The following is a 23,616-nucleotide window of genomic DNA, read 5'->3' on the forward strand; positions in this document are numbered from 1 at the left end:
ACACCCCCGAAGGCGCGGCGGGACGTTCAGCGCCGCAGCGTCCGGGCCCAGTCCCGCGGTACCCGTCCCGCCGGTCCGGGGGACGGCTGGTCCTCGGGGTGGCTCCCGGGCGGGGCGAGGTCGGGTCCGGCCTCGCGCAGCTCGTTCGTCGCGTAGTCCCAGAACCAGTCCTCACCCGGCTCGAAGCTCTGCACCACGGGATGCCCGGTGGCCCGGTAGTGGCCCGTGGCATGCTGCCCCGGCGAGCTGTCGCAGCAGCCGATGTGGCCGCAGGCCGCGCAGCGCCGCAGATGGAACCACCAGCCGCCCGCCGCGTCGCACTCGGCACAGCCGGTGCCGCTCGGTACGGCGGTGGGGTCGATTCCGGTGTCACTGGTCATGCCGGCTCCTCGGTCGGTTCGGATGCGGCGGCGTTGAGCGGAAGCAGGACCTGGAAGCGGGTGTCGCCCGGTTCGGACGTCACCTGGAGCGTGCCGTGGTGCTTGTTGACGACGATCCGCCAGGAGATGTCCAGGCCGAGCCCGGTGCCCTCGCCCACCGGCTTGGTGGTGAAGAACGGGTCGAAGATCCGCCCCCGGATCTCCTGCGGGATCCCGGTGCCGGTGTCGCGGAACTCCACCAGCAGCCGGTCGTGGTCGAGCGCGGTCCGCACGGTCAGTGTGCCCTCCTCGCCCGTGTCGCGCATGGCGGAGACCGCGTTGTCGATCAGGTTGGTCCACACCTGGTTCAGTTCCGCCGGATACCCGGGGACGCTCGGCAGTGTGCGGTCGTACTCCTTGACGACCCGGATCCCGGGGCCGATCTTGCCCGACAGCATCAGCAGGGTGCTGTCGAGGAGTTCATGGACGTCGACGATCCGGTAGGGCGCCCGGTCGAGCTGCGCGTACTGCTTGGCGGCGTCCACGAGGTGGGAGATGCGGGCGGTGGAGTCCGCGATCTCGTCCATCAGCAGCTCGGTCTCCACGGTGTAGTTGAGCCATCCGACCGCCCCCGGCAGGATGTCCTCGTCCACGGCCGCCGCGACCTGGTCCAGCCACTCGGTGTCCAGTCCGGCCTGCACGAAGGTCGGTGCGAGCTGCCAGCCGCCCTCGATGCCGTGGTCGTCGAGCCAGTCGGCGAGCGCGTCCTCGCGGTCGGCGGCCTCCAGCGGGGTGAGCGAGGGTGCCTTGGCGACCCGCTCGGCGGTGCGCTCCTGGACGTCGATGAGGTTCGCCAACGCGTCGCGGGAGAAGGGCCCTTCGGCGATGACGGCGAGCTTGCGCCGCATCTTCGCCACCCGCTCCCGCAGCGTCGCCGTGGCGCGCACGGCCGCGGCGGCCGGATTGTTCAGCTCGTGGGTGAGACCGGCGGACAACGAGCCGAGCGCCAGCAGCCGTTCACGCTGGCCGATGGCCCGCTGCGTGTTCTTCGAGCCGAAGAAGAGCCCCTCCAGCAGATGCACCGCCATCGGGAACCACTCCTGCATGACGCTCGCGAAGGTGTCGGCGGGAAGCACGAAGAACCGCGTCGGCTCGGTGACACGCATGGAGTTGTTGTAGACCTGCGGCACCCGGTCGCCGAGATACGCCTGCATGGAGCCCGCGTACACCCCGCGCTGCGAGGTCCGGGTGACCTCCACGTCGTCCCCGCCGACCCGGCGGGAGAGGACCACCGTGCCCTCCAGCATCACGTAGAAGCACGTGGCCGGCTCCCCTTCGGTGTACACGGGACCGGGTTCGAACAGCTCCACCCGGCCCTCCGCGCACAGCCGGCCGAGCTGCTCCGGCGTCAGCTTCTCGAACAGGAACAGCGCCCCGATCTCCTCGGGCGAGCACGGCATCGACCGCCCGCTCACGACTGCTCCAGGTACCGGTGGACGAGCATCACGGCCATGGCTCCCTCTCCGACGGCGGACGCGACCCGCTTCGCGGACTCGGCGCGGGCGTCGCCCGCCACGAACACGCCCGGGACGCTGGTCTCCAGGTGGTACGGCGGCCGGTCCAGCTCCCAGTCCGCCGGCGGCCGTCCGTCGGGCGTCAGGTCGGGGCCGGCGAGGATGAACCCGCGCCCGTCGCGCAGGACCGTGCCGTCCAGCCAGTCGGTCAGCGGAGCCGCGCCGATGAACACGAACAACCACTGCGCGTCGACGAGTTCGCTGCGGCCGCTGCCCACGTCGCGCAGGGTCAGCCGCTCCAGGTGGCCGTCGCCGTGCGCCTCCTCGACGACCGTGCCGCAGCGCACGACGATGTTGGGCGTCCGCTCGATCTGCTGGATCAGGTAGTGCGACATCGACGCCGACAGCGACGGCCCGCGCACCAGCAGGGTCACCGACTTGGCCCCCCGGGCCAGGTACATCGCCGCCTGACCGGCGGAGTTGGCCCCGCCGACGATGTACACGTCGTGCCCCTGGCAGGAGGCCGCCTCCGTCAGCGCCGACCCGTAGAACACGCCGCAGCCGGTCAGGTCGACCGTGCCCGCAGCGGGGAGCTCCCGGTAGGAGACACCGGTCGCGAGGATCACGCTGTGCGCGGCGACCGCCGAACCGTCCGAGAACCGCACGATCCGCGCCGACCCGCAGATCTCCAGACCGGTCACCTCCCGCGCCGTGAGGATCTCGGCGCCGAACTTCGCCGCCTGCCGCCGGGCCCGCTCGGTGAGCTGCGAGCCCGACACCCCGTCCGGGAAGCCGAGGTAGTTCTCGATCCGCGAGCTCTGCCCGGCCTGCCCGCCGGTCGCCGACCGCTCCACCAGAACCGTCCGCAGCCCCTCCGACGCCCCGTACACGGCCGCGCCGAGCCCCGCCGGACCGCCGCCGATCACCACCAGGTCGTAGAAGTCGGACGTCGGCGTCGTCGCCAGGCCCACGTGGGCGGCGAGGTCGGGAGCGTCCGGCTCCACCAGCGGCGTCCCGTCCGCCGTGATCACCACCGGCAGCCGCTGCCCGTCCTGCCCCGCGGCCGACAGCAGCCGCCGCCCCTCCGGCTCGTCGGAGGAGTACCAGCGGTAGGGCACCTGGTTGCGGGCCAGGAACTCCCGGACCTCCGAGGAGCGCGCCGACCAGCGGTGCCCGACGACCTTGGTGCTGGGCACGGGCCGGTGGTCGCCGGTGCGCCACGCCTGGAGCAGGTCGTCCACGACCGGGTAGAGCTTCTCCTCCGGCGGATCCCACGGCTTGAGCAGGTAGTGGTCGAGGTCGACGACGTTGATCGCGTCGATCGCCGCGCCCGTGTCCGCGTACGCCGTCAGCAGCACCCGCCGGGCGCCCGGATACACGTCCAGGGCCTGCTCCAGGAACTCGATGCCGTTCATCCGGGGCATCCGGTAGTCGGCGAGGATCACGGCCACCAGGTCGCCGCGGAGCTTCAGCTCACGCAGCGCGTCGAGCGCGGACTCGCCGGACTCCGCCCGCACGATCCGGTACGAGGCGCCGTAGCGCCGCCGCAGGTCACGGGCGACGGCCCGGGAGACTCCCGGATCGTCGTCCACGGTCATGATGACGGTCCGCGCGGTGTCGGCGGCCTGTGTCATACGTCCCCCACGTCGAGCGGCCGGGTTCACGGCACGGCGTCCCCGTCACCGCACCGGCCTGACGCCCATCGTATGTTCCATCGCCGCGCCCCGCTCAGGCGGACGGGATGCCGCCCGGGGAGCCCAGCACGCAGAACTCGTTGCCCTCCGGGTCGGTCAGCACCACCCACGGCTGCTCGCCCTGCCCGACGTCGGCGCGGCGGGCGCCGAGGGCCAGCAGCCGGGCCACCTCGGCCTGCTGGTCGTCGGGGCGGAAGTCGAGGTGGAGGCGGTTCTTGACGGTCTTGCCCTCGGGCACCCGGGCGAAGAGCAGCCCCGGCAGGCGGTCGGGCTCCGGACGGATCTCGTACTCGTCGGGCGAGTCGCCGACCACCACCCAGCCCAGCGCCTCGGCCCACCAGCGGCCGAGGGCGACAGGATCGGCCGCGTCGACGTTCACCTGCTCCCACTGCAAGGTCATGGCGGCAGCTTAGTGAAGACTGGGTCCGACCGACGGCAGAGCTGACACAGGGAGGAACCGCATGACGCGCCCGATCACGGCAGGGGTGGACGGATCGGAGGAGAGCCTGGCCGCACTGCGCTGGGCGGCCAGGGAGGCGGTCCGCCGGGGGACGCCGCTGCGTGTGGTGCACGCCTGGCGGTTCCAGCCGCGCGAGGTGGTCGGCGCTGCGGACCGGGACACGCAGGAGCAGTGGGTCCGGGACACCGTGGACGAGGCCGTCCGGACCGTCACCGGACGCCATCCGAAGCTGGAGGTGTCCACCGACGTGCGCGAGGGCGACAGCGTCGCCGCCCTGCTCGCCGCGGCGGCCGACGCCGAGACGCTCGTGCTCGGCTCGCGCGGCCACGGCCGGGTCGTCGGCTTCCTGCTCGGCTCCGTCGGCCAGCAGGTGATCGCCGAGACCACGCGGCCCGTCGTCCTCGTCCGGGCCGGGGACCGACCCACCGGGGAGGCCGCCGGCCGGGAGATCGTCGTGGGCCAGCAGGGGGAGCCGGAGGACAGCGCCGACGTGCTCGGCTTCGCCTTCGAGACGGCCGCGGCGCGCGGTGCCACCGTGCGCGCCGTTCGGGCCTGGAGCCTGCCGCCGGTGTTCGCCTACAGCCCCGCCTCCCTCAAGCTGCTCGACGACGCCGGGGGCCTGGAGCCGTACGAGAAGAAGGCGCTCGGCGAGGCGCTGAAGCCGTGGCGCGAGCGCTTCCCCGACGTCCCGGTGGTCGAGCACGTGGAGATCGGCAGCGCCGGGCAGGTGCTGCTGTCGGTGGCCGGACGGGCCCAGCTGATGGTCGTCGGCCGCCGGGCCCGCCGCAGCGCCGTCGGCGCCCGGATCGGCTCGGTCGCGCACGGCGTGCTGCACCACGCGGACTGCCCGGTCGCGGTCGTCCCGCACACGTGACGCGCGCACACGTGCCGCCCGCGGACACGCCTGCCGCGCACCTCACTCAGTCCGCCGTGGGCTGCAGCGTCTCCCGGGCCTTGGGCAGGATGTTCTCGATGTAGTCCGCGACGGCCGTGTCCAGACCGATGTCGTGCTGCGCCCGCTCGGACAGGTACCAGCGGTGCTCCAGCAGCTCGTGGTAGATCTCGGCCGGGTCCATGGAGCCGCGCAGCTCGCGCGGAACGGCCCGCACGGTCGGCCGGAACACCTCCCGCACCCAGCGGTGGGCGAGTACCTCCGGGCGGGCGCCGAGGGGGTCGCCCGGGGCGTAGTCGTCCTGGGTGGCCATCCAGCTCTCCAGGTCGTTCAGCAGCCGCCGGGCCTGGTTCTCCTCGGCGTCCAGGCCCGTCAGGCGCAGCAGCTGGCGCTGGTGGTGGCCCGCGTCGACGACCTTGGGCACGAAGGTCACGGTGTCGCCGTTGCCGGCGTGCTCGATCTGCATCTCGGCCACGTCGAAGCCGAGGTCGTTGAGCCGGCGTATCCGGCGTTCTATGTAGTGGTACTTGCCCGCCGGGTAGACGGAGGTACGGGTCAGTTCCTCCCACAGACTCCGGTAGCGGGCGCAGATCTCGGTGCCGAAGTCCACCGGGTCGACGGACGGGTGCAGGGCTCCCGACGCCTCCAGGTCGAGCAGCTCGCCGCTGATGTTGACGCGGGCGAGGTCCAGGTCGTAGTCGCGCTGTCCGGTGCTCAGCTGCGGGTGCAGTTCCCCGGTCTCGGCGTCCACCAGGTACGCGGCGTAGGCGCCCGCGTCGCGCCGGAACAGCGTGTTGGACAGCGAGCAGTCGCCCCAGGCGAACCCGGCCAGGTGCAGTCGCACCAGCAGCACGGCCAGGGCGTCCATGAGGCGGTGCATGGTCGCCGGGCGCAGCGTCGTCTCGAACATCGACCGGTACGGCATCGAGCCGCCGAGGTGCCGGGTGATCAGCACCGGTTCCAGCGCCTCGCCGGCGCCGTCGGTGCGGCCGGTGACCACGCCCAGGGCGTCCACCGCGGGGATGGCGAGCCGGTCGAGGTCGCGCAGCAGCTCGTACTCGCGCAGCGCGGGCCGTTCGGCGAGCTCCTTGACGGCGATCACCTCTTCCCCGGCCCGGGCGTAGCGGACGACGTGGCGGGAGATGCCGCGCGGCAGCGGCACGAGGTACTCCTCGGGCCACTCCTCCAGAGGCAGGTGCCACGGCAGTTCGAGCAGGAGGGCGGGGTGCTCCGGGTTGGTGGCGCTGATCTGCAAGGCCATGGCCCGACTCTAGAGCGTCCCCTGCCGCGGCCTGCCGCGCGGTGCCGGTCTACAGCGCCCGCTCCACTGCCTGCCGTGCGGCGTCCCGCACCGGGCCGCGGTGGACCGGCCCGTGCCCGGGGAGCAGCAGGTCGCCGTCCAGGCCGGCGAGGACGTCCAGGGAGGCCACGGTCCGCGCCCGCTCGTGGTGGAACATGTCGGGCAGCAGTTGGGGTCCCGCCGCCCGGGAGGTCGGGTGGCCGCTCACCAGGGCGTCGCCGGAGATCACCACTCCGGCGTCCGGCAGGTGGTAGGCGCAGTGCCCGTCGGTGTGCCCGGGCGTGTGCACCGGCACGGGCCGGCCGGGCAGGTCGAGGGCACCGGGCGCCGGGAAGGGTGCCGGGGAGGCGACCGGGATCCGGGCCGTGCCGCCGGAGCGGATCACGTGCACCGCCCAGGGCAGCACGCCCGGCCGCCAGCCGTTGCGCAGCACCGTGCCGACGGAGACCTGGTGGAGGAAGTCCCGCCGGGCGTGCGGCACTTCGGCCTCGTGCATCAGGACCGGCGTGCCGTGGACGGTGCGCAGGTACTCCGCCGAGCCCAGGTGGTCGTTGTGGGCGTGGGTGATCAGTACGGCCGCCACCGCCTCCGGTGAACTCCCCACGGCGGCGAGGGACTCCAGCAGTTGCCGCCGGTCCCCGGGGTAGCCGGTGTCGACGAGCGTCACCGCCTCGCCCTCGGTGAGGATCACCCAGTTGGTGTGGCTGCCGTGCACCAGGTAGGTGCCGTCGGCGACGTGCTGGACGTTGGCGCGCATCGGTCTCTCCGCGTCCCGAGGTGGCTGTCGTCGGACAGCCAACCAGATGCGGGGCCCGCCGACGGGCCCCGCCGCGTCAGCGCACCCCGTGCGGGCGGTACTGGATGCTGATCCGGGGCCCCGCGGCGCGCGTGGACTTGGGGACGCAGTGCTCCCAGGTGCGCTGGCAGGAGCCGCCCATCACGATCAGGTCGCCGTGGCCGAGCGGGCGGCGGACCGTGCTGCCGCCGCCGTGCGCCGGGCGCAGCAGCAGGTCCCGGGGCGCGCCGACCGAGAGGATGGCGACCATGGTGTCCTGGCGCGCGCCCCGCCCGATCCGGTCGCCGTGCCAGGCGACGCTGTCCCGGCCGTCGCGGTAGTAGCACAGCCCGGCCGTGGTGAACGGCTCGCCCAGCTCATCGGCGTAGTGCGCGGACAGCGCGTCGCGCGCCTCGTCCAGGAGCGGGTGCGGCAGCGCGTCCTGGGCGCCGTAGAACGCGAGCAGCCGCGGCACGTCGACCACGTGGTCGTACATGGTGCGCCGCTCGGCGCGCCACGGAACCTCGGCGGCCAGCCGTTCGAACAGCGCGTCGGATCCGCTCAGCCATCCGGGCAGTACGTCTATCCAGGCGCCGGAGCCGAGGTGGGTGCGGCGCAGCCCGTCGAGGGAGCCGAGCCGGGCCTCGTCGGTCTGGTCGAAGAGCGAGCCCTGGAGGTGCTTGGTCATGGTTCCAGCGTACTCCTGATTCGAAAATATGTTCCATTGGTGGTGCGGGCCGGGATTTTTCTCCTGCGCAAGACCTTCGGATACATCGGTGTATCCGATACATTCGCGCATCGAACGGAGGGACGACATGGCGGCGAGGACGACTGGCGGGCGGGTGACCAGGCGACGTGTCCGTACCCGTGCCGACCTCCTGGACGCGGCGTTCGCGGTGTTCGCCGCCAAGGGGTTCGGCCATGTGTCGATCGAGGAGGTCTGCCAGGCCGCCGGCTACAGCCGGGGCGCCTTCTACTCGAACTTCGACAGCCTCGACGAGCTGTTCTTCGCCCTCTACCGCGAACGGGCCGAGCTGATCGCGGAACAGGTGTCCGGGGCCCTCGCCGTGGACGGTCCGGACCTGGACGTGCCCGCCGCCGTGGACCGCGTCACCGAGGTGCTGCTGCTGGACCGGGACTGGCTCCTGGTGAAGACGGACTTCCTGGTGCACGCCGCCCGCGACCCGGCCGTCGCCCGGACCCTGCTCGAGCACCGGGCGCGCCTGCGCCGGGCGATCGCCGACCGGCTCGGCCGGGCGCGCGGCCACTGCGCCCTGCCCGCCGTGCTGGGCGACGCCGACGGCGCCGCGCACGCCGTGGTCGCCGCCTACGACGGGGTCACCACCCAACTGCTGCTGGACGGGGACGTCGCCCGCGCCCGCGGCTGGCTGAAGCAACTGCTCACCGCGCTGCTCACCGACGGCAGCGGCACCACCGCACGAGCCGAACGAATCGTTTGAGGAAGGGACGGTCGCCATGGATGCCGACGTCATCGTCGTCGGAGCGGGCCTCGCGGGACTGGTCGCGGCGCACGAACTGACCAGCCGGGGCAGGAGGGTCGCGCTCGTCGACCAGGAGAACGCGGCCAACCTCGGAGGGCAGGCGTTCTGGTCCTTCGGCGGACTGTTCCTGGTCGACTCCCCGGAGCAGCGGCGCATGGGCGTCAAGGACTCCTTCGACCTCGCCTGGAACGACTGGCAGGGCAGCGCGCAGTTCGACCGGACCGAGGACGAGGACTCCTGGGCCGCGCGCTGGGCCCGGGCGTACGTGGAGTTCGCGGCGGGGGAGAAGCGGTCCTGGCTGGACGGGCACGGCATCAGGTTCCTGCCCACCGTCGGCTGGGCCGAGCGAGGCGACCTCAGGGCCGGCGGGCACGGCAACTCCGTGCCGCGCTTCCACATCGCCTGGGGCACCGGGACGGGCGTCGTCGAACCCTTCGTGCGCCACGCCCGGCAGGCCGCGCGCGACGGGCTGCTCACCTTCCACCACCGCCACCGGGTCGACGAGCTGGTCGTCGTGGGCGGCGCCGCGACCGGCGTGCGCGGCACGGTCCTCGCCGAGGACACCTCGCCCCGCGGCGTCGCCTCCAACCGCGAAGCGGCCGGCGAGTTCGAGCTGACCGCCCAGGCCGTGATCGTCACCTCCGGCGGCATCGGCGCCGACCACGACCTCGTGCGCCGCCACTGGCCCGAACGGCTCGGCACCCCGCCCGCCGAGATGGTCACCGGCGTCCCCGCCTACGTCGACGGACGGATGCTCGACATCAGCGCCGCGGCCGGCGCACGCCTGGTCAACCGCGACCGGATGTGGCACTACACCGAGGGCATCCGCAACTGGGACCCGATCTGGCCCGGCCACGGCATCCGCATCCTGCCCGGACCGTCCTCCATGTGGTTCGACGCCCTCGGCCGTCGTCTGCCCGAGCCCTGCCTGCCGGGCTACGACACCCTCGGCACCCTGCGCCATCTGCGCACGGCCGAGGACCTCGCGGGCCACGACCACTCCTGGTTCATCCTCACCCGGAAGATCGTCGAGAAGGAGTTCGCGCTCTCGGGCTCCGAGCAGAACCCCGACATCACCGCCAAGGACCGCGCTGCCTTCCTGCGCGAACGCCTGCTCGGCAAGGGCGCGCCGGCCCCGGTGGACGCGTTCCTGCGCCAGGGCGCGGACTTCGTGACCGCGCCGAACCTGGAGCAGCTGGTCGACCGGATGAACGGGCTGACCGAGAAGCCGCTCCTCGACGCGGGACGCATCCGCCGTCAGATCGAGGCCCGAGACCTGCAGATCGCCAACCCCTACGCCAAGGACGCGCAGGTCCAGGGCATCCGCAACGCCCGCCGCTACATCGGCGACCGCCTCGGCCGGGTCGCGACCCCGCACCGCATCCTCGACCCGGCGGCGGGCCCGCTGATCGGCGTCAAGCTGCACGTCCTCACCCGCAAGTCCCTCGGCGGCATCCAGACCGACCTCGACTCCCGCGCCCTGGGCACCGACGGCACGCCCGTCGAGGGCCTGTACGCGGCGGGCGAGGTGGCCGGCTTCGGCGGCGGCGGGGTGCACGGCTACAACGCGCTGGAGGGCACCTTCCTCGGCGGCTGCCTCTTCTCCGGCCGGGCCGCGGGCCGGGCCGCGGCCCGGCAGACCGCCTGAGCCTGCGCGGCCGTCCGTCTCCTCACGCCTCGTCGAGGAGGCGGAGCAGCACGGAGGCGTGGCCCCGCTCGGGGGACTTGGACGCCGTCACCAGCGTCACGTCGCCCTTGCGGGCCAGCTCCCGGACGTGGTCGAGGAGCTTCGCCGGCTCGGGGGCGGCGAGCTCGGCCTCGTAGCGCTCGGCGAACTCCTCGTACGAGCCCTCGCCCGAGTGGTACCACTGGCGCAGCTCCGTCGACGGGGTGAGGCCCTTGGGCCACTCGTCCACGTGCGCCTCGTCCTTCGCCACGCCCCGCGGCCACAGCCGGTCGACCAGGACGCGCACGCCGTCGTCCGGCTCGGGCGGGTCGTAGATGCGGCGTACGCGAACGCTCATGGCAGGGCCTTTCCAGGGGGGACGCTGCCGCGAGCCTACGTCCGGCGCGGGCGGGACGTCGGTGACGTGTGAGCCGTTCGGGAACGGCGGGCCGATTCCTCCCGCTCCGTTCGGGTACTCCGTCGGCCCGACGGGCCGACGAGGGGAGGTCAGGACATGGGGGCATCGGACGACCTGCCGGTCGTACGCACACTCGCCGAACTCACCGACCTGGTCCAACGGCACCAGGGCCTGTACGTGCGCTGGTCGCGTGGCCCGGGGACCGACCTCGCCGACGTCTCCCGCACCTCCAGCACCGACGAGCTCACGGGAATACCCATGCCCGGGCTGTCGGCCAACCCGCTGGACGTGGAGGACTGGTGGGGGGACCGGCCGGTACGGGTCTGGGCGGCCCGGCGGCTGCACGACTACGCGCACCTGCCCCATGACAAGGGCCCCGGCGTGCGCGCCTGGGTGCTCACCGGCCGGGAGACGGCCCGCGGCCCCGACAACGAGCCGCTGGTGACCGACGCCCGGCCGATGTGCTGGATCGCCCCGGAGGTCATCGACGAGGCCCGGGCCGAGGTGGAACGCCAGGCGCACCCATGGGGACCGTTGCGCCGCGGCGGGCGCTGAGGCCCGCCGCGGCGCAACGGCCGGGATCAGCCGGAACTCCTCCGTGAGCCCGCGCGCCGCTTCAGCGCGCGGCGCTCCGTCTCGCTGGTCCCGCCCCAGACACCGAGGGACTGCCCCGTGTCGAGCGCCCATTGCAGGCACTGCTCCCGCACCGGGCAGCGTCGGCAGACCGCCTTCGCCTGTTCGGTCTGCACCAGGGCCGGGCCGGTGTTTCCTATCGGGAAGAACAGATCGGGGTCCTCATGGCGGCACGCCGCGTGCTCTCGCCAGTTGTCCATCAAAGTCACCTGCGATCGGATTCGTGTCGTGCCTCGTGAATGCCTTACTCGCTTTCGGGTGACCTGGGGATACCGGGGTGAAACCGGCGATATGCCTTGTGTCGCGCCGGACGCCTACCTCCGCAGCGCCTCCGCCGCGGCCGTCACCACCGCCTCGGCCACCGTGGCCAGCGCCGGGGAGTCGAGCTTCCACTGCTGCCAGTACAGCGGGACGTCGACCGCCAGATCCGGGGCGAGGCCGACGAGCCGGCCGGTGCGCAGCAGCGGCTCCGCCTGCGGTTCCGGCACCATGCCCCAGCCCAGACCGGCGGCGACGGCCTCGACGAAGCCTTCCGACGTCGGGACGTAGTGCCGCGCCGGACTCGCGCCTTCGTGCCCGAGCCGGCGGACGAAGCCGTCCTGGAAGTCGTCCCGCCGGTCGAAGACCACCACCGGCGCCTCGGCGAGCACCTCCCGCAGCGGCCCGGCCGGATGCCGCGCGGCGAAGCCGGGGTTCGCGCACGGCAGGTACCGCATCCGGCCCAGGGCCTGGACGGAGCAGCCCGGTACGGGATCGGGGGACGAGGTGACCGCGGCCATCACCACGCCCTCCCGCAGCAGCGCCGCCGTGTGGTCCTCGTCCTCGCGGCGCAGCTCGAAACAGAGCCCCGGCTCCCGCGGCACCCGCGTGAGGGCCCCGAGGAACCAGGTCGCCAGCGAGTCGGCGTTGACGGCCACGGAGACCCGGGTCGGCTCCCCGGCCCCGCTCAGCCCCAGCTCGGCGGACGCGTCCCGCTCCAGCAGGGCCACCTGGCGGGCCAGCCGCACCAGCACCGCGCCGGACTCCGTGGGCCGGACGGGCTTGGTGCGCAGCAGCAGCACCCGGCCGGTGCGCTGCTCCAGCGCCTTCACGCGCTGGCTGACCGCCGACGGTGTCACGTGCAGCGCGGCGGCCGCCGCGTCGAACGTCCCCTCGTCCACCACGGCCAGCAGCGTGCGGACCTGGTCCAGCGGAAGATCCGCGAGTGCCGTCGTCATCATGGCAGCTAAGGATACGTAAGAATCTTTAGCTGTACGCCCTGTGATCGTCCCTCTAGCGTCGAGCGCATGACCAACACCCTGACCGCGGCGGCCGCCGGCTTCGGCACCGGCCTCTCCCTCATCGTCGCCATCGGTGCCCAGAACGCCTTCGTCCTGCGCCAGGGCATCCGCCGCGACGCGGTCCTCGCCGTGGTCGGCATCTGCGCGCTGTCCGACGCCGTGCTCATCGCCCTCGGTGTCGGGGGCGTCGGCGCGGTGGTGGTGGCGTGGCCGGACGCGCTGACCGCCATCGGCTGGATCGGGGGCGCCTTCCTGCTCGGCTACGGCGCCCTGGCGGCGCGGCGCGTCCTCCGGCCGGGCGGCGCGCTGCGGGCGGACGGCGACCCGGCCGGCTCGCGCCGGCGGGCGGTGCTCACCTGCCTGGCGCTGACGTGGCTCAACCCGCACGTCTACCTCGACACCGTGTTCCTGCTGGGCTCCGTGGCCGCCGACCGGGGGCCGCTGCGCTGGACGTTCGGGCTGGGCGCCGCGTTCGCCAGCCTCTGCTGGTTCGCCGCGCTGGGCTTCGGAGCCCGCCACCTCGGCCGTTTCCTGGCCCGGCCCGCGGCCTGGCGCGTCCTGGACGGACTGGTCGCCGCCACCATGATCGTCCTCGGGGTCACCCTCATCGCCGGAGCCTGAGCCGGACGCCGGCCACGCGGGTCATGCGTGCACGGGCGCGGCTGCCATAGTGAAGCCCGCAGACCGAAAGATGTACCGAGCACGTAGGAAGCGCGTGGACACGAGCGAGAGCAGTACCGAAGCCCAGGCGGAAGCCCCCGCCCCGGAGCAGGCCCGGCGGCGCGGATGGCGTCGCTGGGCGATGGACACCCGGCCCCTGCGCCGCCCCGCCTACCGCCGGCTGTGGTCCTCGACCATCGTCACGGCCGTCGGCAGCCAGCTGACCGCCGTCGCCGTACCCAAGCAGATCTACGACATCACCGGCTCCTCGGCGTGGGTCGGCGCCGCGAGCCTCGCCGGTCTGCTGCCGCTCATCGTGTTCGCGCTCTGGGGCGGCGCCGTCGCCGACACCATGGACCGCCGCAAGCTGCTGCTGATCACCAACGCCGGCATAGCCGTGACCTCCCTGCTGTTCTGGGTGCAGGCCGTCACCGGGCTGGAGTCGGTGGCCGCGCTGATGCTCCTCCTCGCGATGCAGCAGGCCTTCTGGGGACTGAACGCCCCGGCCCGCAACGCCTCCATCGCCCGGCTCGTCCCCGAGGGGGAACTGCCCGCGGCCAACGCCCTCGGCTCGACCGTCATGCAGACCGGCCAGGTGGTCGGGCCGCTGCTCGCCGGTGCGCTCATCCCGCTGATCGGCCTGCCCGAGCTGTACCTCATCGACGCCCTGGCCCTGTGCGTCACCGTGTGGGCGGTCCACAAGCTGCCCGCCCTGCCGCCGACGGGCACGGCGACCCGGCGCGCGGGCATACGGGAGATCGTGGCCGGCTTCCGCTACATCGCCGGGCACGCGGTGCTGCTGCTCTCCTTCCTGGCCGACATCGTCGCCATGGTCCTCGGCATGCCCCGCGCCCTGTTCCCGCAGCTCGCCGCCGAGACCTACGCCCCCTACGGCGAGGGGCTCGCCCTCGGCCTGCTGTTCGCGGCCATCCCCATCGGCGCGGTGGCCGGCGGGCTGTTCTCGGGCACCTTCTCCCGGGCCCGCCGGCACGGCTGGATGGTGATCGGCGCCGTCGTCGTCTGGGGCGCCGCCATCGCCGGCTTCGGACTGAGCGACAGCCTCTGGCTCGCGGTGGCCTTCCTGGCCGTCGCCGGGATCGCCGACATGGTCTCCATGGTCTTCCGCGGGGCGATCCTGCTCTCCGCCGCGACCGACGAGATGCGCGGCCGCACGCAGGGTGTCTTCACCGTCGTCGTCGCGGGCGGGCCGCGACTGGCCGACGTGCTGCACGGCAGCGCGGGCTCGGCCTTTGGACCCCGTACGGCGGTGGCGGGCGGCGGCGTCCTCGTCGTCCTGGTGATGCTGGCCCTGGCCGCCGCGGTGCCGGCGCTGCGCCGCTACCGCGTCTGACGGCTCACAGGGAGCCGTGCCGGTACGGGGCGTAGCTGTCCAGGAGCCGCCCGCGGGTGGTCTCCAGCCGGTGCGCGAGGATCTCGGCGACGGTCCGCACCAGCACGATCCCGAGCTGCGGGTCCTCCTCGCACAGGGCGAGCACCTCCGACGCGTCGAACTCGTAGGCACGCACCGGGCTGAAGGCCTCGGCCCCGAAGTCCCACTCGTACGGCGGGAACAGCCAGGACCAGCCGAGGAGATCGCCGGCGCCGAGGCTGGCGACCGTGACCCGCTGCAGGGACGTCACCTGCTGGGTCAGCGAGACCGCGCCGGAGCGGATGACCCAGAAGCGGTCGGCCTTGCCTCCCGCCTCGAAGATGCGGGTGTCCTCCGGGAAGGACACCTCGCGGGCGAGCGCCGTCAGACGCCGGCGCTGGGGCGGGGGAAGGGCGGTGAGCAGTTTGATCGCTTTGGTCATGACGCGGGGCTCCTCGCCGGCGATTGCGGTTCCGGTGCTTTCCCTACGCCCATTTCAGCCGCTGCCGGCGCCCTGAGCACCTCGACGGACGGGGGATTCGGGACGGATTTCGTGCCGGATCCCGCGCGCCCCGCGGAGGGCATGAAAAAGCCCTGGCTGGACGGGGGAAGCCAGCCAGGGCCGTAAGCGGTGACGCACGGAGGACGCTCGGTCGACTCCGTCGCCACGTATGGGTGAACGCTAAACCATCTTGGGGTCGTTCCGCGAATCCGGGACCGGCTCGGGTGACCCGTCTCACTCCACCGTCACCCGGCCTCCCGCGCGACGACCCTGATCGTCTCCAGTTGCGGGTCGCTGGGGTCCGGGAGGTACATCCCGGCGGCCAGGCCGCTGCTCAGATACCGCAGGACGGGCTCGGTCAGCCGCTCGCCGGGCAGGACGGCCGGGATGCCGGGCGGGTACGGCGTGATCATCTCCGCGGCGACACGACCGGCGGCCCGGTCCAGCGGCACGTCCTCGGTCGGCCCGAAGAAGGCGTCCCGGGGCAGCCGCACCTGCGCCATCCGCAGCTCGGACGGCGACGGCACCGCCACGCGCGCAGCGGGCCCCAGGCCCGGGGCCGCCCGGGCGAGGTCCTCGAGCGCCGCGAGCAGCTCGCCCGTGGTCTCCCGGTCGTCGCCGTGGGTGATCTGCGCACCGATCCGCCGGTGGTCGGTCAGGTGCGCGATCACGCCGCGCCGGGCACGCAGCCAGTCGGCCGCCTGGAAGCCCGTGATGCCGAGGCCGTCGAGGTCGATGACCACGGGCAGCGGGTCGAAGTCGTGCGCCAGACCCGGCCCGCAGAAGTCGTCCCGGTCTTCGACGTGCATCCCGTCGATCTTCTCGACGGCCGCGCGCACGTCGGCCGCGAGATCCAGCGCCGCCCCCATGATCTCCCGCCCGCGCAGCGCCATCTGCCGGCGCCAGCCGTCGAGGCCGGCGAAGATCAACGCCGACGGACTGGTCGTGCCCAGCAGGTCGGCCCGCATGCCGAGCAGCTTCGGCGGGACCAGCTCGCCCCGCAGATGGAAGACCGAGCCCTGCTCCAGGCCGCTGCCCATCTTGTGGATGCTGGTCACGCAGATGTCGGCGCCGGAGTCCATGGCCCAGGACGGCAGCTCCGGGTGGAAGGGCAGGTGCGCGCCCCACGCCTCGTCGACGATCAGCGGAACCGGCCGCCGGTGACAGACCTCGGCGACCGCGCGCAGATCGGCGCCGGCCCCGTACGGCGTCGGGCTGGTGATCAGAGCGCCCTTGGCGTCGGGATGGGCGGCGAACGCCTTCTCGAACTCCTCGGCGGACGGGGGATGGGCCAGGTGCCGCTCCGCGTCCCACCGCGGCTCGACCCAGACCGGTTCGATGCCGGACAGGATCAGCCCCGACACCACGGACTTGTGGGCGTCCCGGCCGATCAGCAGCTTCTCGTGCGGCCCCGCGACGGCCAGCATCGCCGCCTTCACCGACAGGGAACTCCCGCACGTGGAGAAGAACGTGTGCTCGGCGTGCACGGCATCGGCCATCAGCTCCTGGGCGCGCTGCAGCACACGGCCCCCCGTGAGCCGGTCGTCCAGCCCGCCGGTCGCCAGGACGTCGCCGAGGAACACGGCGTCGCCCAGCACCTCGCGCACCGCCGGATCGGCGCCGCGCGCCTGCTTGTGCCCGGGCGGTGTGAACGACAGCCGTCCTTCACGGCGGTAGTCGACGAGGGCTTCCAGGACCGGTGCGCGGGTGTGGTCGGCTGTCATGCCGACCCGGTTTCCCGGCCCGGCGCCCCATCAATCCGACCCGCCACGGGCCGAGCCGCCGGGATCCGTGTGCCTGCCCGGTGTCAGCACCTCGTCCAGCACCCGCAGGACGGCCTCGTACGCCATCGTCCGCACAGCGGCCTCACGCGCCCCTTCCGGGTCGGTCCGCCGCAGCTCTTCCCTCTGCGTCCGCCAGGTCCGCTCCTGCTCCACCGCGCAGGCCCTCGCGCGGTGCATGCGGCGCAGCAGTTCGTCCGAGTCCACAACATCCGTCATGCACTTCGCGTACCCCCGCACGGCCCCGGAATGGCGGTCCGCCCGTTCGCAGGCCCGAGGTTTGGGTGCGCCGCCAGAGGTCAGCCGGACAGCAGAGTCCCCGGCGCCGGCGCGCGGGTGCGGCCGGACCCGGCTTTTCTCATCGACCAGGGAGCCGACGGATGCGCGACAAGCACACACCCGAATCCGCTCTCGGCCGGCCCGGCGCGGGCCGGACCGCACGACCGCGGCCGTGCAAGCCCGCAGAGGCGCGCCGGGCCGTGGAACGCGCGGTCACCGAGTGCTGCCTCGCCGGCCACACCTCGTGCGACGTGGGCGCCCTGTCGGACGCCGTGCTCGTCGCCTCCGAACTGACCACCAACGCGATCCTGCACGGCGGCGGCATCACCGACTTCGAGGTCGACGTCGTCGGACCCGGAGTCCGCGTCTCGGTCAGCGACCGCAGTGACGAACTGCCCGTGGCCGTGTCGCCGACCGACCCCCAGGGACGCCGGCGCGTGGGCGGCCGGGGCTGGCCGATCGTCTGCCGGCTGGCACGGGACGTCCGCGTCTGCGACCTGCCCTCCGGCGGCAAGCGCATCACCGTGCTCGTACCGCTGTCCTGAGTACTTTTGGCAAAGCGGAGTTTGTTCCCCCGGGGTGGGGGCAGTCGCAGTTTCGTGCTTCGGACCGGAGGCGCAGCAGCGGGAGCGTCATGGCTGCTTCGGGCCCTCCGGGTGATCCGGGCGGCGACGTTCCCGCGGACAGTCCCCTGAGACCACCGTTCAGGAGCGAATCCGCATGCTCACAGAAACGCCCACCATCCGTCCCGGTGCTCCCGAGCCCACGGCCGCCGCCACCGCACCCGGCAGGCGCCGGCACGACGACGCCCCCGACACCGCGGCGCTCTTCGCCCGGCTAGCGGAGCTGGCGGACGGGCCCGAACGGGACGCCGTCCGCGACGAACTCGTCACGGCCTGGCTGCCCATGGCCCACCGGATCGCCGGCCGGTTCCGCGACCGCGGCGAGTCCATCGAGGACCTGCGCCAGGTGGCCGCGCTCGGGCTGGTGAAGGCCATCGACCGCTTCGACCCGGGGCGGGGAGCCTTCGAGAGTTACGCCGTGCCGACCATCACCGGCGAGGTCAAGCGGCACTTCCGGGACCGGATGTGGGCCCTGCGGGTACCGCGCCGGGTCCAGGAACTGCGCAACAAGGTGCGGGTGGCTCGCCGCGAACTCACCCAGAGCCCGGGCAGCCCCGAGCCCTCGGTCGCCGACCTCGCCGCCCACACCGGGCTCACCGAGGAAGAGGTGAGCGCCGGCATGGAGGCGCTGGAGAGCTTCAGCACCCTGTCGCTGGACGCCGAACTTTCCGCGGGCGACGACGGGTACAGCCTCGCGGACACCCTCGGCGCGGCGGACTCCTCGTACGACGTCGTGATCGACCGCGAATCCGCCAAGGAGGGCCTGCGCCGCCTGCCCGAACGCGAGCGCGCCATCCTGTACATGCGCTTCTTCGAGGACATGACACAAAGCCGTATCGCCGACCGCCTGGGCATCTCGCAGATGCACGTCTCGCGGCTCATCACCCGCAGCTGCGCCCGCGTGCGCGACGAGGCGATGGGCCGGCGGACGGGCCGCCGGACCTCCGGCCGGCAGACCACGGCCTGAGAACGAAGGAGCGAGACCGATGCTGATGCCTCACCCCGCCGTGCTGCGCAGACTCCTCGACGAGTACGAGGCGGCCGCGGCCGAGCGCCCCGCCGACGGCGCGGCCGAACCCAGCCCGCGGATGCGGGACCTGGCGTACACACTGTGCGTGTCGACCGGCACGCGCGAGGTGGGACTCGCGCTGGAGGCCGCCCGCCGACGGCTCGCGGCCGTCCCCGTGGCCGAGCCCGTGGCCGACTGACCCGCCGTCGGCCGCCGCCGGCCCGACGCGTGCCCGCCCCCGGACGGGGAAGGCGAGGGGACGTGGCCGCCCGCGACCGGTGTCCGGCCGGCCACGTCCCGGTACCGGATGCGGAGGGGTTTCATGGCGGCGTCGGCCGACGACGGGGTGACGGACGAGCGGGCGGAGCACGAGGAGGTGGAACGGCTGCGGGCCGAGCTGCGCGACCTGCGTGCCCGGGCCCGGGTGTACCCCCTGATCTCGCAGGCACAGGGGATGCTGCGCGAGCGCTACCGGCTCGCCGACGCGGAGAGCGCCTTCGCGCTGCTGCAGCGGGCCTCGCAGCGGTTCAACATCAGGATGCGCACGCTGGTGGACGCCGTGGTGACCACGCCGGGCCCGGAACGGCCCGACGTCATGTGGTTCCCGCGGCGCGTCCGCTCGCCGGAGCCCGGACTGCGGCTCTCGGCGGCACGCGACGCGGGTGAGCGCAACCGCGGGGGCGTCCTCGGTGCCGTGCTGAGCCAGACGCTCGCCGTGGTCGGCACCGACATGGGCAACGTGCAGCTGGCCGACCGGGTCCACGGCGGACTGCGCATCGAGAAGCACACCGGTCTCACCCCCGACTTCGTCGACTTCTTCCGGCACGTGGGGGACCGGGGCACGTCCTGTGCGAAGGCCGCCCAGGACGTCACCCAGGTCACCGTGCACGACGTGGGCACGGATCCCGTGTTCACCGAACCGGCCCGCGAGGCCATCCTCACGGCGGGCAGCCGGGCCTGCCACAGCGTGCCGCTCACCACCGCGTCCGGACTGTGCCTCGGCATGGTCTCCGCCCACGTCGACCGTCCCCTGGGCGAGCTCACGCCGGCCCAGCTCAAGGTGCTCGACGCCCTCGGTGCCGAGACGGGCCGGTGGCTGGCCTGGCACGAGCACACGGTGGTCCTCGACGCCCTGGAACACCTCCACGCGCTCGGCCGTGCCGCCCGGGGCTCCCGGCTGCGCCGGAGCTGAACGGTGTGCGCGGGGAAAGCCGGGGCATCCGCAAGGTCCGGGAGGGGAGGCAGACATGAACGCACGTGTCCTGGCACGTACGGGCCGCAGCCGGGCCCGGCGGGCGGCGAACGGATCGGCGGCGGAGGGAGCCGCCCGGGCGGGACTCACCGCCCGCGGCGTGATCTACCTGCTGGTCGGGGTGCTGGCCCTGCAGATCGCCTTCGGCGACGGGCGGCGGCAGGCTGACCGGAGCGGTGCCCTGGCCGAGCTGTCGGACCGGCCCTTCGGTGCGGTACTGCTGTGGGCACTGGGCGCCGGCCTCGTCGGCATGGCCCTGTGGCGGCTGTCGGAGGCGCTGTTCGGCGCCGTGGGCAAGGACGGACACACGGCGAGGAAACGGCTGGCCGCCGCGGCCCGCTGCGTGTTCTACGCCTTCGTCGCCTACTCCGTCCTGGCCTTCGCCGCCGACCCGGGCGGCCACGGAGGCGGATCCGGCGACCAGCAGTCCCGCGACGTCACCGCCAGGGTGATGGAGGTGCCCGCCGGGCGGTGGCTGGTGGCCGCGGCCGGGGCGGCCGTCGTCGTGGCCGGCGTCGTCATCGGCGTACAGGCCCTGCGCCGCAGCTACCGCAAGAAGCTGAAGCCCGGCGAGCTGGACCCCCGCGCCCGGCGGCTGGTGGACGTCACCGGTGTCGGCGGCGGGGTGGCGCGCGGAGCCGTGTTCGCCGCCGCGGGCGCCTTCGCCGTACGGGCCGCGGTCGACTACCGGCCCGACCAGGCCAAGGGCCTCGACGACACCCTCCGCTCCTTCGCCGACACCCCCCTCGGACCATGGCTCCTGGCCTGCGTCGCGGCCGGCCTCGTGCTCTTCGGGGTGTTCTCGTTCGCCCTGGCACGCTGGCGCAGGGTCTGAGTCGCGCCGCACGGGGAACACGGGGCGGATGAGCGAACACGAGATTCCGGAGCCGGAAGGCCGTCCCGTGGACGTCTACCTCGACCTCCTGCGCATCCGCATGGACACCGACGACTACCAGATGCTGCTCAACGTGGTCGAACCGGTGCTGCAGGCGATCGACGAACACCAGATGCCCACCATCGACTTCTCCCTGGACGGCGACAGCGCCGAGGAACTGCCCCAGGAGATCAGGGACGAGGCCGCACTGGTCATCGCCACCGCCGTCACGGGCCGGCTGGACAACGAGGTCGTCGAGATCAGCACCGAGGAGACCGGTCTCGTCCGCGTCGTGACGGACGCCGCGACCGCGTCCGACCCCGAACGCCTCGGCGAGATCGCCGAGTACCTCAAGGAACGCCACCGGCAGAACGAGGAGCTGCGCGGCATCGCCGAGGCGAGCGGCATGCCCACCGACTTCTGACCGCCGTCGGCACGGGCACCGCCCGCGTCCGTCACCGCCTCGGCGTCGCCACGGGCACGCCGAGCGGCCGGGCGAGGCCGACCACCGCCTCGTCCAGGCGCTCCAGGTGCCGCAGCACCCGGCCGGTGACGCGGCCGTACCGCGGTGCGCCGTCCGTGCCGGGCTCCAGCAGCGACGCGATGCTCGGCCCGGTCTCCACCTCCACCTCGGCGTGCTCGTCGGCGACGTGGGCGGCGATCGCCTCGATGTTGCGCACCGTGCGCCGCACCGCTCCGCGCAGCCGCGGGTCGGCCGCGATCGAGGGATGGGTGGGCAGCAGCTCGGCCGTCGCGGCCAGGGACCGCGCGTGGTAGGCGCACGTCTCCAGCAGCGCCACCACGTACTGGGCCGTGTTCCGCCGGGCCCGGAGCGGCGTGATGGGGTGGGTGAGGGGATGGGTGGCCCCGCGCAGATCCCCGAGGGCCTGGTCCAGGTCGCGCGCCGTGTCCAGCAGATCCGCCGCGGGCCCGCCGCTGAGCTGGTCGACGGCGCCCTCGGTGACGTCGACCAGCCGTTCCAGCACGGTGACGAGGAGTTCGTTCGTACGCCGGTCGGTGCGGATCGGCAGCACCAGCGCCGCCGCGATGATCCCGCAGGCCGCACCGAGCGCGGTCTCCTCCACGCGCAGCAGCAGCACCGACAGGCTGTACGTGTGCAGCAGGGTGTACAGCAGCCCCAGCATCGCGGTGACGAAGAACGACATCAGCGTGTAGGACAGCGGCGCCGTGTAGAACATCGCGAAGATGAACAGCAGCACCAGCCCGAACGCCGTCCAGGTGTGGTTCCCGACCAGGCCGGCCAGGACGATCCCGGCCACCACCCCGAGCACGGTGCCCAGCAGCCGGCGGTACCCCTTGACCAGGATCTCGCCGGTGGAGGCGGTGTTCAGGAAGACGATCCAGCACGTGAGCACCGCCCAGTACCAGCGCTGCGAGGACAGGAACTCCCCGCCCACGATGGCGAGCGAGGACCCCACGGCGACCTGGACCGCGGCACGTGTGGTGGGCCGGCGCAGCCCGGTCGGCTCCTCCTCCGGCTCCGCCTCCTCGCTCGCGTCGATGGCGGCGTCCTCGGCGTCCAGCTCCTCGCGCGAACGGGTCGTCGAGGGCGTGTCGTCCGACTCGTCCTGGGGGCCGTCCAGCGCGATCCGCAGTCCCATGACCGCCCGCGCGGTCTCACCGACGCCTCGGAAGACGTCCTGGACGGCGGCCGTGCCCTCGGGCAGGTTCTCCTCCTCGCGGTAGCCGAGGAGCCGGTTGCGCAGATGGGACAGCGCGGTGCCACGGGCCTCCGCGGCGGGCCGCAGCACGAGCGCGCGCAGCGCCCCGAGGTCGCGGCGCAGCATCGCCGTGGTCTCGTCCGGCGAGCCCGTGCGCGCGACCGAGGGCGCCGGCGCGCCCGGCAGATGCAGGGTCAGGGTGTCCGCCCGCTCGGCGCTGCGCGCGGTGAGCAGCAGCAGACCCAGCCGCTCGGCGGCGATCTCGGCGTCCGCGACACGGCGCTGCACGAGCCGCGCCGTGGACTGGTCGGGCGTGCCCTCCTCCAGCCGAGCCTGGATCATCAGGGCCGTCTCGTGCAGGCGGGCGGTGCCGTCGCGCAGGTGCTCCAGCACCCTGTCGATCTCGCCCGGTCCGGCGTCCAGCAGTTCGATCTGCGCCGAGATCAGCTGCGCCAGCCGGGCCCGGAACGCCTGGCGCAGCCGCTGGAGAATGCCCGCCGGGGTCGCCGGTACGACGGCGAAGCGGACCACCGCGCTGCACAGGAACGCCACGGCGATGGCGCCCCACAGCTGGGGCAGCGCCGAGACCTCGGCACCGACGAACAGGGAGAGGAAGTAGACCTGGAAGCCGATCATCCCCAGAGCGGTGCCGCGGTCGCCGAACCGGCGGCCGTAGACGGCGCAGAAGATGAGGACGACGAAGAAGGCGTCACCGGCGACGACGTGCGGGCGCAGCAGCGCGCTCAGCGACACCGAGGCCAGCGCCACGGGCAGGCCCAGGGCGAGGGTGACGGCCTGCGCACCGGGCTGCTTCTCCCGGATGGCGAAGGTCGCGACCATCGCCGCCATGGCGCCCGCGACCAGATGGGTGACATCGGCCCCGAACACGGCGAGCACCGCCAGCGCCAGGGCAATGGCGCCCACCGTCCGCAGGCCGGCCGTCAGCCGCAGCAGACCGGGGTCGGACGCGGCGACGCGGTCCCGCAGCCGTGTCCGCACCGAGCGCCTCGCTGCCTTCACGCCGCCGTACACTCTCCCGTTTCACGCCCGTCCCACACCGAGATCCACTTCTCAGCATGTCATGCCGCGTGC

The 23,616-nt window shown here is 73.3% G+C and carries 26 protein-coding genes; 12 read left to right on the forward strand and 14 right to left on the reverse strand.

What is annotated here, in order from left to right; translation table 11 throughout:
* Window positions 1-26: 26 nt before the first annotated feature.
* From IE260_RS16960 to IE260_RS16975, 4 genes are all read right to left on the reverse strand, one after another.
* A complete protein-coding gene (locus IE260_RS16960; RefSeq protein WP_189872662.1) occupies window positions 27-380 on the reverse strand; it encodes a UBP-type zinc finger domain-containing protein in 354 nt (117 codons plus the stop codon).
* The gene (locus tag IE260_RS16965) at window positions 377-1,819 is read right to left on the reverse strand and encodes an ATP-binding protein (RefSeq protein WP_189872748.1); all 1,443 of its coding nucleotides are present in this window, start codon (window positions 1,817-1,819) and stop codon (window positions 377-379) included. Before IE260_RS16965 ends, IE260_RS16960 begins: the two co-directional genes overlap by 4 nt.
* A gap of 11 nt (window positions 1,820-1,830) precedes the next feature.
* Window positions 1,831-3,507, reverse strand: coding sequence for an NAD(P)/FAD-dependent oxidoreductase (locus IE260_RS16970; RefSeq protein WP_189872663.1), 1,677 nt, complete (start codon window positions 3,505-3,507; stop codon window positions 1,831-1,833).
* A gap of 94 nt (window positions 3,508-3,601) precedes the next feature.
* Complete coding sequence (locus IE260_RS16975; protein ID WP_189872664.1) at window positions 3,602-3,967, reverse strand: VOC family protein; 366 nt, start codon at window positions 3,965-3,967, stop codon at window positions 3,602-3,604.
* A gap of 61 nt (window positions 3,968-4,028) precedes the next feature.
* Between IE260_RS16975 and IE260_RS16980 the strand changes: the two genes are divergently transcribed.
* Window positions 4,029-4,901, forward strand: a complete 873-nt coding sequence (locus IE260_RS16980; RefSeq protein WP_189872665.1) for a universal stress protein — start codon at window positions 4,029-4,031, stop codon at window positions 4,899-4,901.
* 46 nt (window positions 4,902-4,947) lie between these two features.
* On the opposite strand, the gene IE260_RS16985 is transcribed toward IE260_RS16980, so the two are convergent.
* From IE260_RS16985 to IE260_RS16995, 3 genes are all read right to left on the reverse strand, one after another.
* Window positions 4,948-6,180 (reverse strand): DUF4032 domain-containing protein, encoded by a 1,233-nt coding sequence (locus IE260_RS16985; protein ID WP_189872666.1) that lies wholly within the window; start codon window positions 6,178-6,180, stop codon window positions 4,948-4,950.
* Between the two features lie 49 nt (window positions 6,181-6,229).
* Window positions 6,230-6,976: an MBL fold metallo-hydrolase gene (locus IE260_RS16990; RefSeq protein WP_189872667.1), complete on the reverse strand. Its 747-nt coding sequence runs from the start codon at window positions 6,974-6,976 to the stop codon at window positions 6,230-6,232.
* Window positions 6,977-7,052: 76 nt separating this feature from the next.
* Complete coding sequence (locus tag IE260_RS16995; RefSeq protein WP_189872668.1) at window positions 7,053-7,682, reverse strand: alpha-ketoglutarate-dependent dioxygenase AlkB; 630 nt, start codon at window positions 7,680-7,682, stop codon at window positions 7,053-7,055.
* A gap of 127 nt (window positions 7,683-7,809) precedes the next feature.
* Between IE260_RS16995 and IE260_RS17000 the strand changes: the two genes are divergently transcribed.
* Both IE260_RS17000 and IE260_RS17005 read left to right on the forward strand, forming a co-directional pair.
* Entirely contained in the window at window positions 7,810-8,454 is a 645-nt protein-coding gene (locus IE260_RS17000) for a TetR/AcrR family transcriptional regulator (RefSeq protein WP_189872669.1), read from the forward strand.
* 16 nt (window positions 8,455-8,470) lie between these two features.
* A complete protein-coding gene (locus IE260_RS17005) occupies window positions 8,471-10,144 on the forward strand; it encodes an FAD-binding dehydrogenase (protein WP_189872670.1) in 1,674 nt (557 codons plus the stop codon).
* Between the two features lie 22 nt (window positions 10,145-10,166).
* Here the strand turns inward: IE260_RS17005 and IE260_RS17010 are convergent, their stop codons facing one another.
* Window positions 10,167-10,520 (reverse strand): DUF488 domain-containing protein, encoded by a 354-nt coding sequence (locus tag IE260_RS17010; protein ID WP_189872671.1) that lies wholly within the window; start codon window positions 10,518-10,520, stop codon window positions 10,167-10,169.
* A gap of 156 nt (window positions 10,521-10,676) precedes the next feature.
* Between IE260_RS17010 and IE260_RS17015 the strand changes: the two genes are divergently transcribed.
* On the forward strand, window positions 10,677-11,135 hold the full coding sequence (locus IE260_RS17015; protein ID WP_189872673.1) for a DUF6098 family protein: 459 nt from the start codon (window positions 10,677-10,679) through the stop codon (window positions 11,133-11,135).
* A gap of 26 nt (window positions 11,136-11,161) precedes the next feature.
* Here the strand turns inward: IE260_RS17015 and IE260_RS17020 are convergent, their stop codons facing one another.
* Window positions 11,162-11,413: a WhiB family transcriptional regulator gene (locus IE260_RS17020; protein ID WP_189872675.1), complete on the reverse strand. Its 252-nt coding sequence runs from the start codon at window positions 11,411-11,413 to the stop codon at window positions 11,162-11,164.
* Window positions 11,414-11,527: 114 nt separating this feature from the next.
* On the reverse strand, window positions 11,528-12,430 hold the full coding sequence (locus tag IE260_RS17025; protein ID WP_189872750.1) for a LysR family transcriptional regulator ArgP: 903 nt from the start codon (window positions 12,428-12,430) through the stop codon (window positions 11,528-11,530).
* A 69-nt stretch (window positions 12,431-12,499) separates the two neighbouring features.
* Here IE260_RS17025 and IE260_RS17030 point away from each other — a divergent pair, with 69 nt between their 5' ends.
* Both IE260_RS17030 and IE260_RS17035 read left to right on the forward strand, forming a co-directional pair.
* On the forward strand, window positions 12,500-13,114 hold the full coding sequence (locus IE260_RS17030; RefSeq protein WP_189872676.1) for a LysE/ArgO family amino acid transporter: 615 nt from the start codon (window positions 12,500-12,502) through the stop codon (window positions 13,112-13,114).
* Window positions 13,115-13,208: 94 nt separating this feature from the next.
* Window positions 13,209-14,504, forward strand: coding sequence for an MFS transporter (locus IE260_RS17035; RefSeq protein WP_189872678.1), 1,296 nt, complete (start codon window positions 13,209-13,211; stop codon window positions 14,502-14,504).
* Window positions 14,505-14,508: 4 nt separating this feature from the next.
* Here the strand turns inward: IE260_RS17035 and IE260_RS17040 are convergent, their stop codons facing one another.
* The 3 genes from IE260_RS17040 to IE260_RS17050 all read right to left on the reverse strand — a co-directional run bounded on the left by IE260_RS17040 (window position 14,509) and on the right by IE260_RS17050 (window position 17,024).
* A complete protein-coding gene (locus tag IE260_RS17040; RefSeq protein ID WP_189872680.1) occupies window positions 14,509-14,964 on the reverse strand; it encodes a cyclic nucleotide-binding domain-containing protein in 456 nt (151 codons plus the stop codon).
* 305 nt (window positions 14,965-15,269) lie between these two features.
* On the reverse strand, window positions 15,270-16,748 hold the full coding sequence (locus IE260_RS17045) for an aminotransferase class I/II-fold pyridoxal phosphate-dependent enzyme (protein ID WP_189872682.1): 1,479 nt from the start codon (window positions 16,746-16,748) through the stop codon (window positions 15,270-15,272).
* 30 nt (window positions 16,749-16,778) lie between these two features.
* Window positions 16,779-17,024: a hypothetical protein gene (locus IE260_RS17050; protein ID WP_189872683.1), complete on the reverse strand. Its 246-nt coding sequence runs from the start codon at window positions 17,022-17,024 to the stop codon at window positions 16,779-16,781.
* 161 nt (window positions 17,025-17,185) lie between these two features.
* On the opposite strand from IE260_RS17050, the gene IE260_RS17055 reads away from it, so the two are divergent.
* The 6 genes from IE260_RS17055 to IE260_RS17080 all read left to right on the forward strand — a co-directional run bounded on the left by IE260_RS17055 (window position 17,186) and on the right by IE260_RS17080 (window position 21,266).
* Window positions 17,186-17,629, forward strand: coding sequence for an ATP-binding protein (locus IE260_RS17055; protein ID WP_189872684.1), 444 nt, complete (start codon window positions 17,186-17,188; stop codon window positions 17,627-17,629).
* A gap of 175 nt (window positions 17,630-17,804) precedes the next feature.
* Window positions 17,805-18,674, forward strand: coding sequence for a SigB/SigF/SigG family RNA polymerase sigma factor (locus IE260_RS17060; RefSeq protein ID WP_189872685.1), 870 nt, complete (start codon window positions 17,805-17,807; stop codon window positions 18,672-18,674).
* Window positions 18,675-18,693: 19 nt separating this feature from the next.
* Window positions 18,694-18,915, forward strand: a complete 222-nt coding sequence (locus IE260_RS17065) for a DUF5133 domain-containing protein (RefSeq protein ID WP_189872686.1) — start codon at window positions 18,694-18,696, stop codon at window positions 18,913-18,915.
* A 123-nt stretch (window positions 18,916-19,038) separates the two neighbouring features.
* On the forward strand, window positions 19,039-19,908 hold the full coding sequence (locus IE260_RS17070; protein WP_189872687.1) for an ANTAR domain-containing protein: 870 nt from the start codon (window positions 19,039-19,041) through the stop codon (window positions 19,906-19,908).
* A gap of 55 nt (window positions 19,909-19,963) precedes the next feature.
* Window positions 19,964-20,803 (forward strand): DUF1206 domain-containing protein, encoded by an 840-nt coding sequence (locus tag IE260_RS17075; protein ID WP_189872688.1) that lies wholly within the window; start codon window positions 19,964-19,966, stop codon window positions 20,801-20,803.
* 28 nt (window positions 20,804-20,831) lie between these two features.
* On the forward strand, window positions 20,832-21,266 hold the full coding sequence (locus tag IE260_RS17080; protein WP_189872689.1) for a hypothetical protein: 435 nt from the start codon (window positions 20,832-20,834) through the stop codon (window positions 21,264-21,266).
* A gap of 31 nt (window positions 21,267-21,297) precedes the next feature.
* On the opposite strand, the gene IE260_RS17085 is transcribed toward IE260_RS17080, so the two are convergent.
* Window positions 21,298-23,544: an FUSC family protein gene (locus tag IE260_RS17085; RefSeq protein ID WP_189872691.1), complete on the reverse strand. Its 2,247-nt coding sequence runs from the start codon at window positions 23,542-23,544 to the stop codon at window positions 21,298-21,300.
* Between the last annotated feature and the right edge of the window lie 72 nt (window positions 23,545-23,616).

Source organism: Streptomyces viridiviolaceus, assembly GCF_014650995.1.
In the GTDB taxonomy this organism is placed as follows: Bacteria; Actinomycetota; Actinomycetes; order Streptomycetales; family Streptomycetaceae; genus Streptomyces; species Streptomyces viridiviolaceus.

Bases quoted from the DNA above. Each gene is read 5' to 3' on its own strand.
- IE260_RS16960 (WP_189872662.1), bottom strand. From the start codon at position 380: ATGACCAGTGACACCGGAATCGACCCCACCGCCGTACCGAGCGGCACC.
- IE260_RS16965 (WP_189872748.1), bottom strand. From the start codon at position 1,819: ATGCCGTGCTCGCCCGAGGAGATCGGGGCGCTGTTCCTGTTCGAGAAG.
- IE260_RS16970 (WP_189872663.1), bottom strand. From the start codon at position 3,507: ATGACACAGGCCGCCGACACCGCGCGGACCGTCATCATGACCGTGGAC.
- IE260_RS16975 (WP_189872664.1), bottom strand. From the start codon at position 3,967: ATGACCTTGCAGTGGGAGCAGGTGAACGTCGACGCGGCCGATCCTGTC.
- IE260_RS16980 (WP_189872665.1), top strand. From the start codon at position 4,029: ATGACGCGCCCGATCACGGCAGGGGTGGACGGATCGGAGGAGAGCCTG.
- IE260_RS16985 (WP_189872666.1), bottom strand. From the start codon at position 6,180: ATGGCCTTGCAGATCAGCGCCACCAACCCGGAGCACCCCGCCCTCCTG.
- IE260_RS16990 (WP_189872667.1), bottom strand. From the start codon at position 6,976: ATGCGCGCCAACGTCCAGCACGTCGCCGACGGCACCTACCTGGTGCAC.
- IE260_RS16995 (WP_189872668.1), bottom strand. From the start codon at position 7,682: ATGACCAAGCACCTCCAGGGCTCGCTCTTCGACCAGACCGACGAGGCC.
- IE260_RS17000 (WP_189872669.1), top strand. From the start codon at position 7,810: ATGGCGGCGAGGACGACTGGCGGGCGGGTGACCAGGCGACGTGTCCGT.
- IE260_RS17005 (WP_189872670.1), top strand. From the start codon at position 8,471: ATGGATGCCGACGTCATCGTCGTCGGAGCGGGCCTCGCGGGACTGGTC.
- IE260_RS17010 (WP_189872671.1), bottom strand. From the start codon at position 10,520: ATGAGCGTTCGCGTACGCCGCATCTACGACCCGCCCGAGCCGGACGAC.
- IE260_RS17015 (WP_189872673.1), top strand. From the start codon at position 10,677: ATGGGGGCATCGGACGACCTGCCGGTCGTACGCACACTCGCCGAACTC.
- IE260_RS17020 (WP_189872675.1), bottom strand. From the start codon at position 11,413: ATGGACAACTGGCGAGAGCACGCGGCGTGCCGCCATGAGGACCCCGAT.
- IE260_RS17025 (WP_189872750.1), bottom strand. From the start codon at position 12,430: ATGACGACGGCACTCGCGGATCTTCCGCTGGACCAGGTCCGCACGCTG.
- IE260_RS17030 (WP_189872676.1), top strand. From the start codon at position 12,500: ATGACCAACACCCTGACCGCGGCGGCCGCCGGCTTCGGCACCGGCCTC.
- IE260_RS17040 (WP_189872680.1), bottom strand. From the start codon at position 14,964: ATGACCAAAGCGATCAAACTGCTCACCGCCCTTCCCCCGCCCCAGCGC.
- IE260_RS17045 (WP_189872682.1), bottom strand. From the start codon at position 16,748: ATGACAGCCGACCACACCCGCGCACCGGTCCTGGAAGCCCTCGTCGAC.
- IE260_RS17050 (WP_189872683.1), bottom strand. From the start codon at position 17,024: ATGACGGATGTTGTGGACTCGGACGAACTGCTGCGCCGCATGCACCGC.
- IE260_RS17055 (WP_189872684.1), top strand. From the start codon at position 17,186: ATGCGCGACAAGCACACACCCGAATCCGCTCTCGGCCGGCCCGGCGCG.
- IE260_RS17060 (WP_189872685.1), top strand. From the start codon at position 17,805: ATGCTCACAGAAACGCCCACCATCCGTCCCGGTGCTCCCGAGCCCACG.
- IE260_RS17065 (WP_189872686.1), top strand. From the start codon at position 18,694: ATGCTGATGCCTCACCCCGCCGTGCTGCGCAGACTCCTCGACGAGTAC.
- IE260_RS17070 (WP_189872687.1), top strand. From the start codon at position 19,039: ATGGCGGCGTCGGCCGACGACGGGGTGACGGACGAGCGGGCGGAGCAC.
- IE260_RS17075 (WP_189872688.1), top strand. From the start codon at position 19,964: ATGAACGCACGTGTCCTGGCACGTACGGGCCGCAGCCGGGCCCGGCGG.
- IE260_RS17080 (WP_189872689.1), top strand. From the start codon at position 20,832: ATGAGCGAACACGAGATTCCGGAGCCGGAAGGCCGTCCCGTGGACGTC.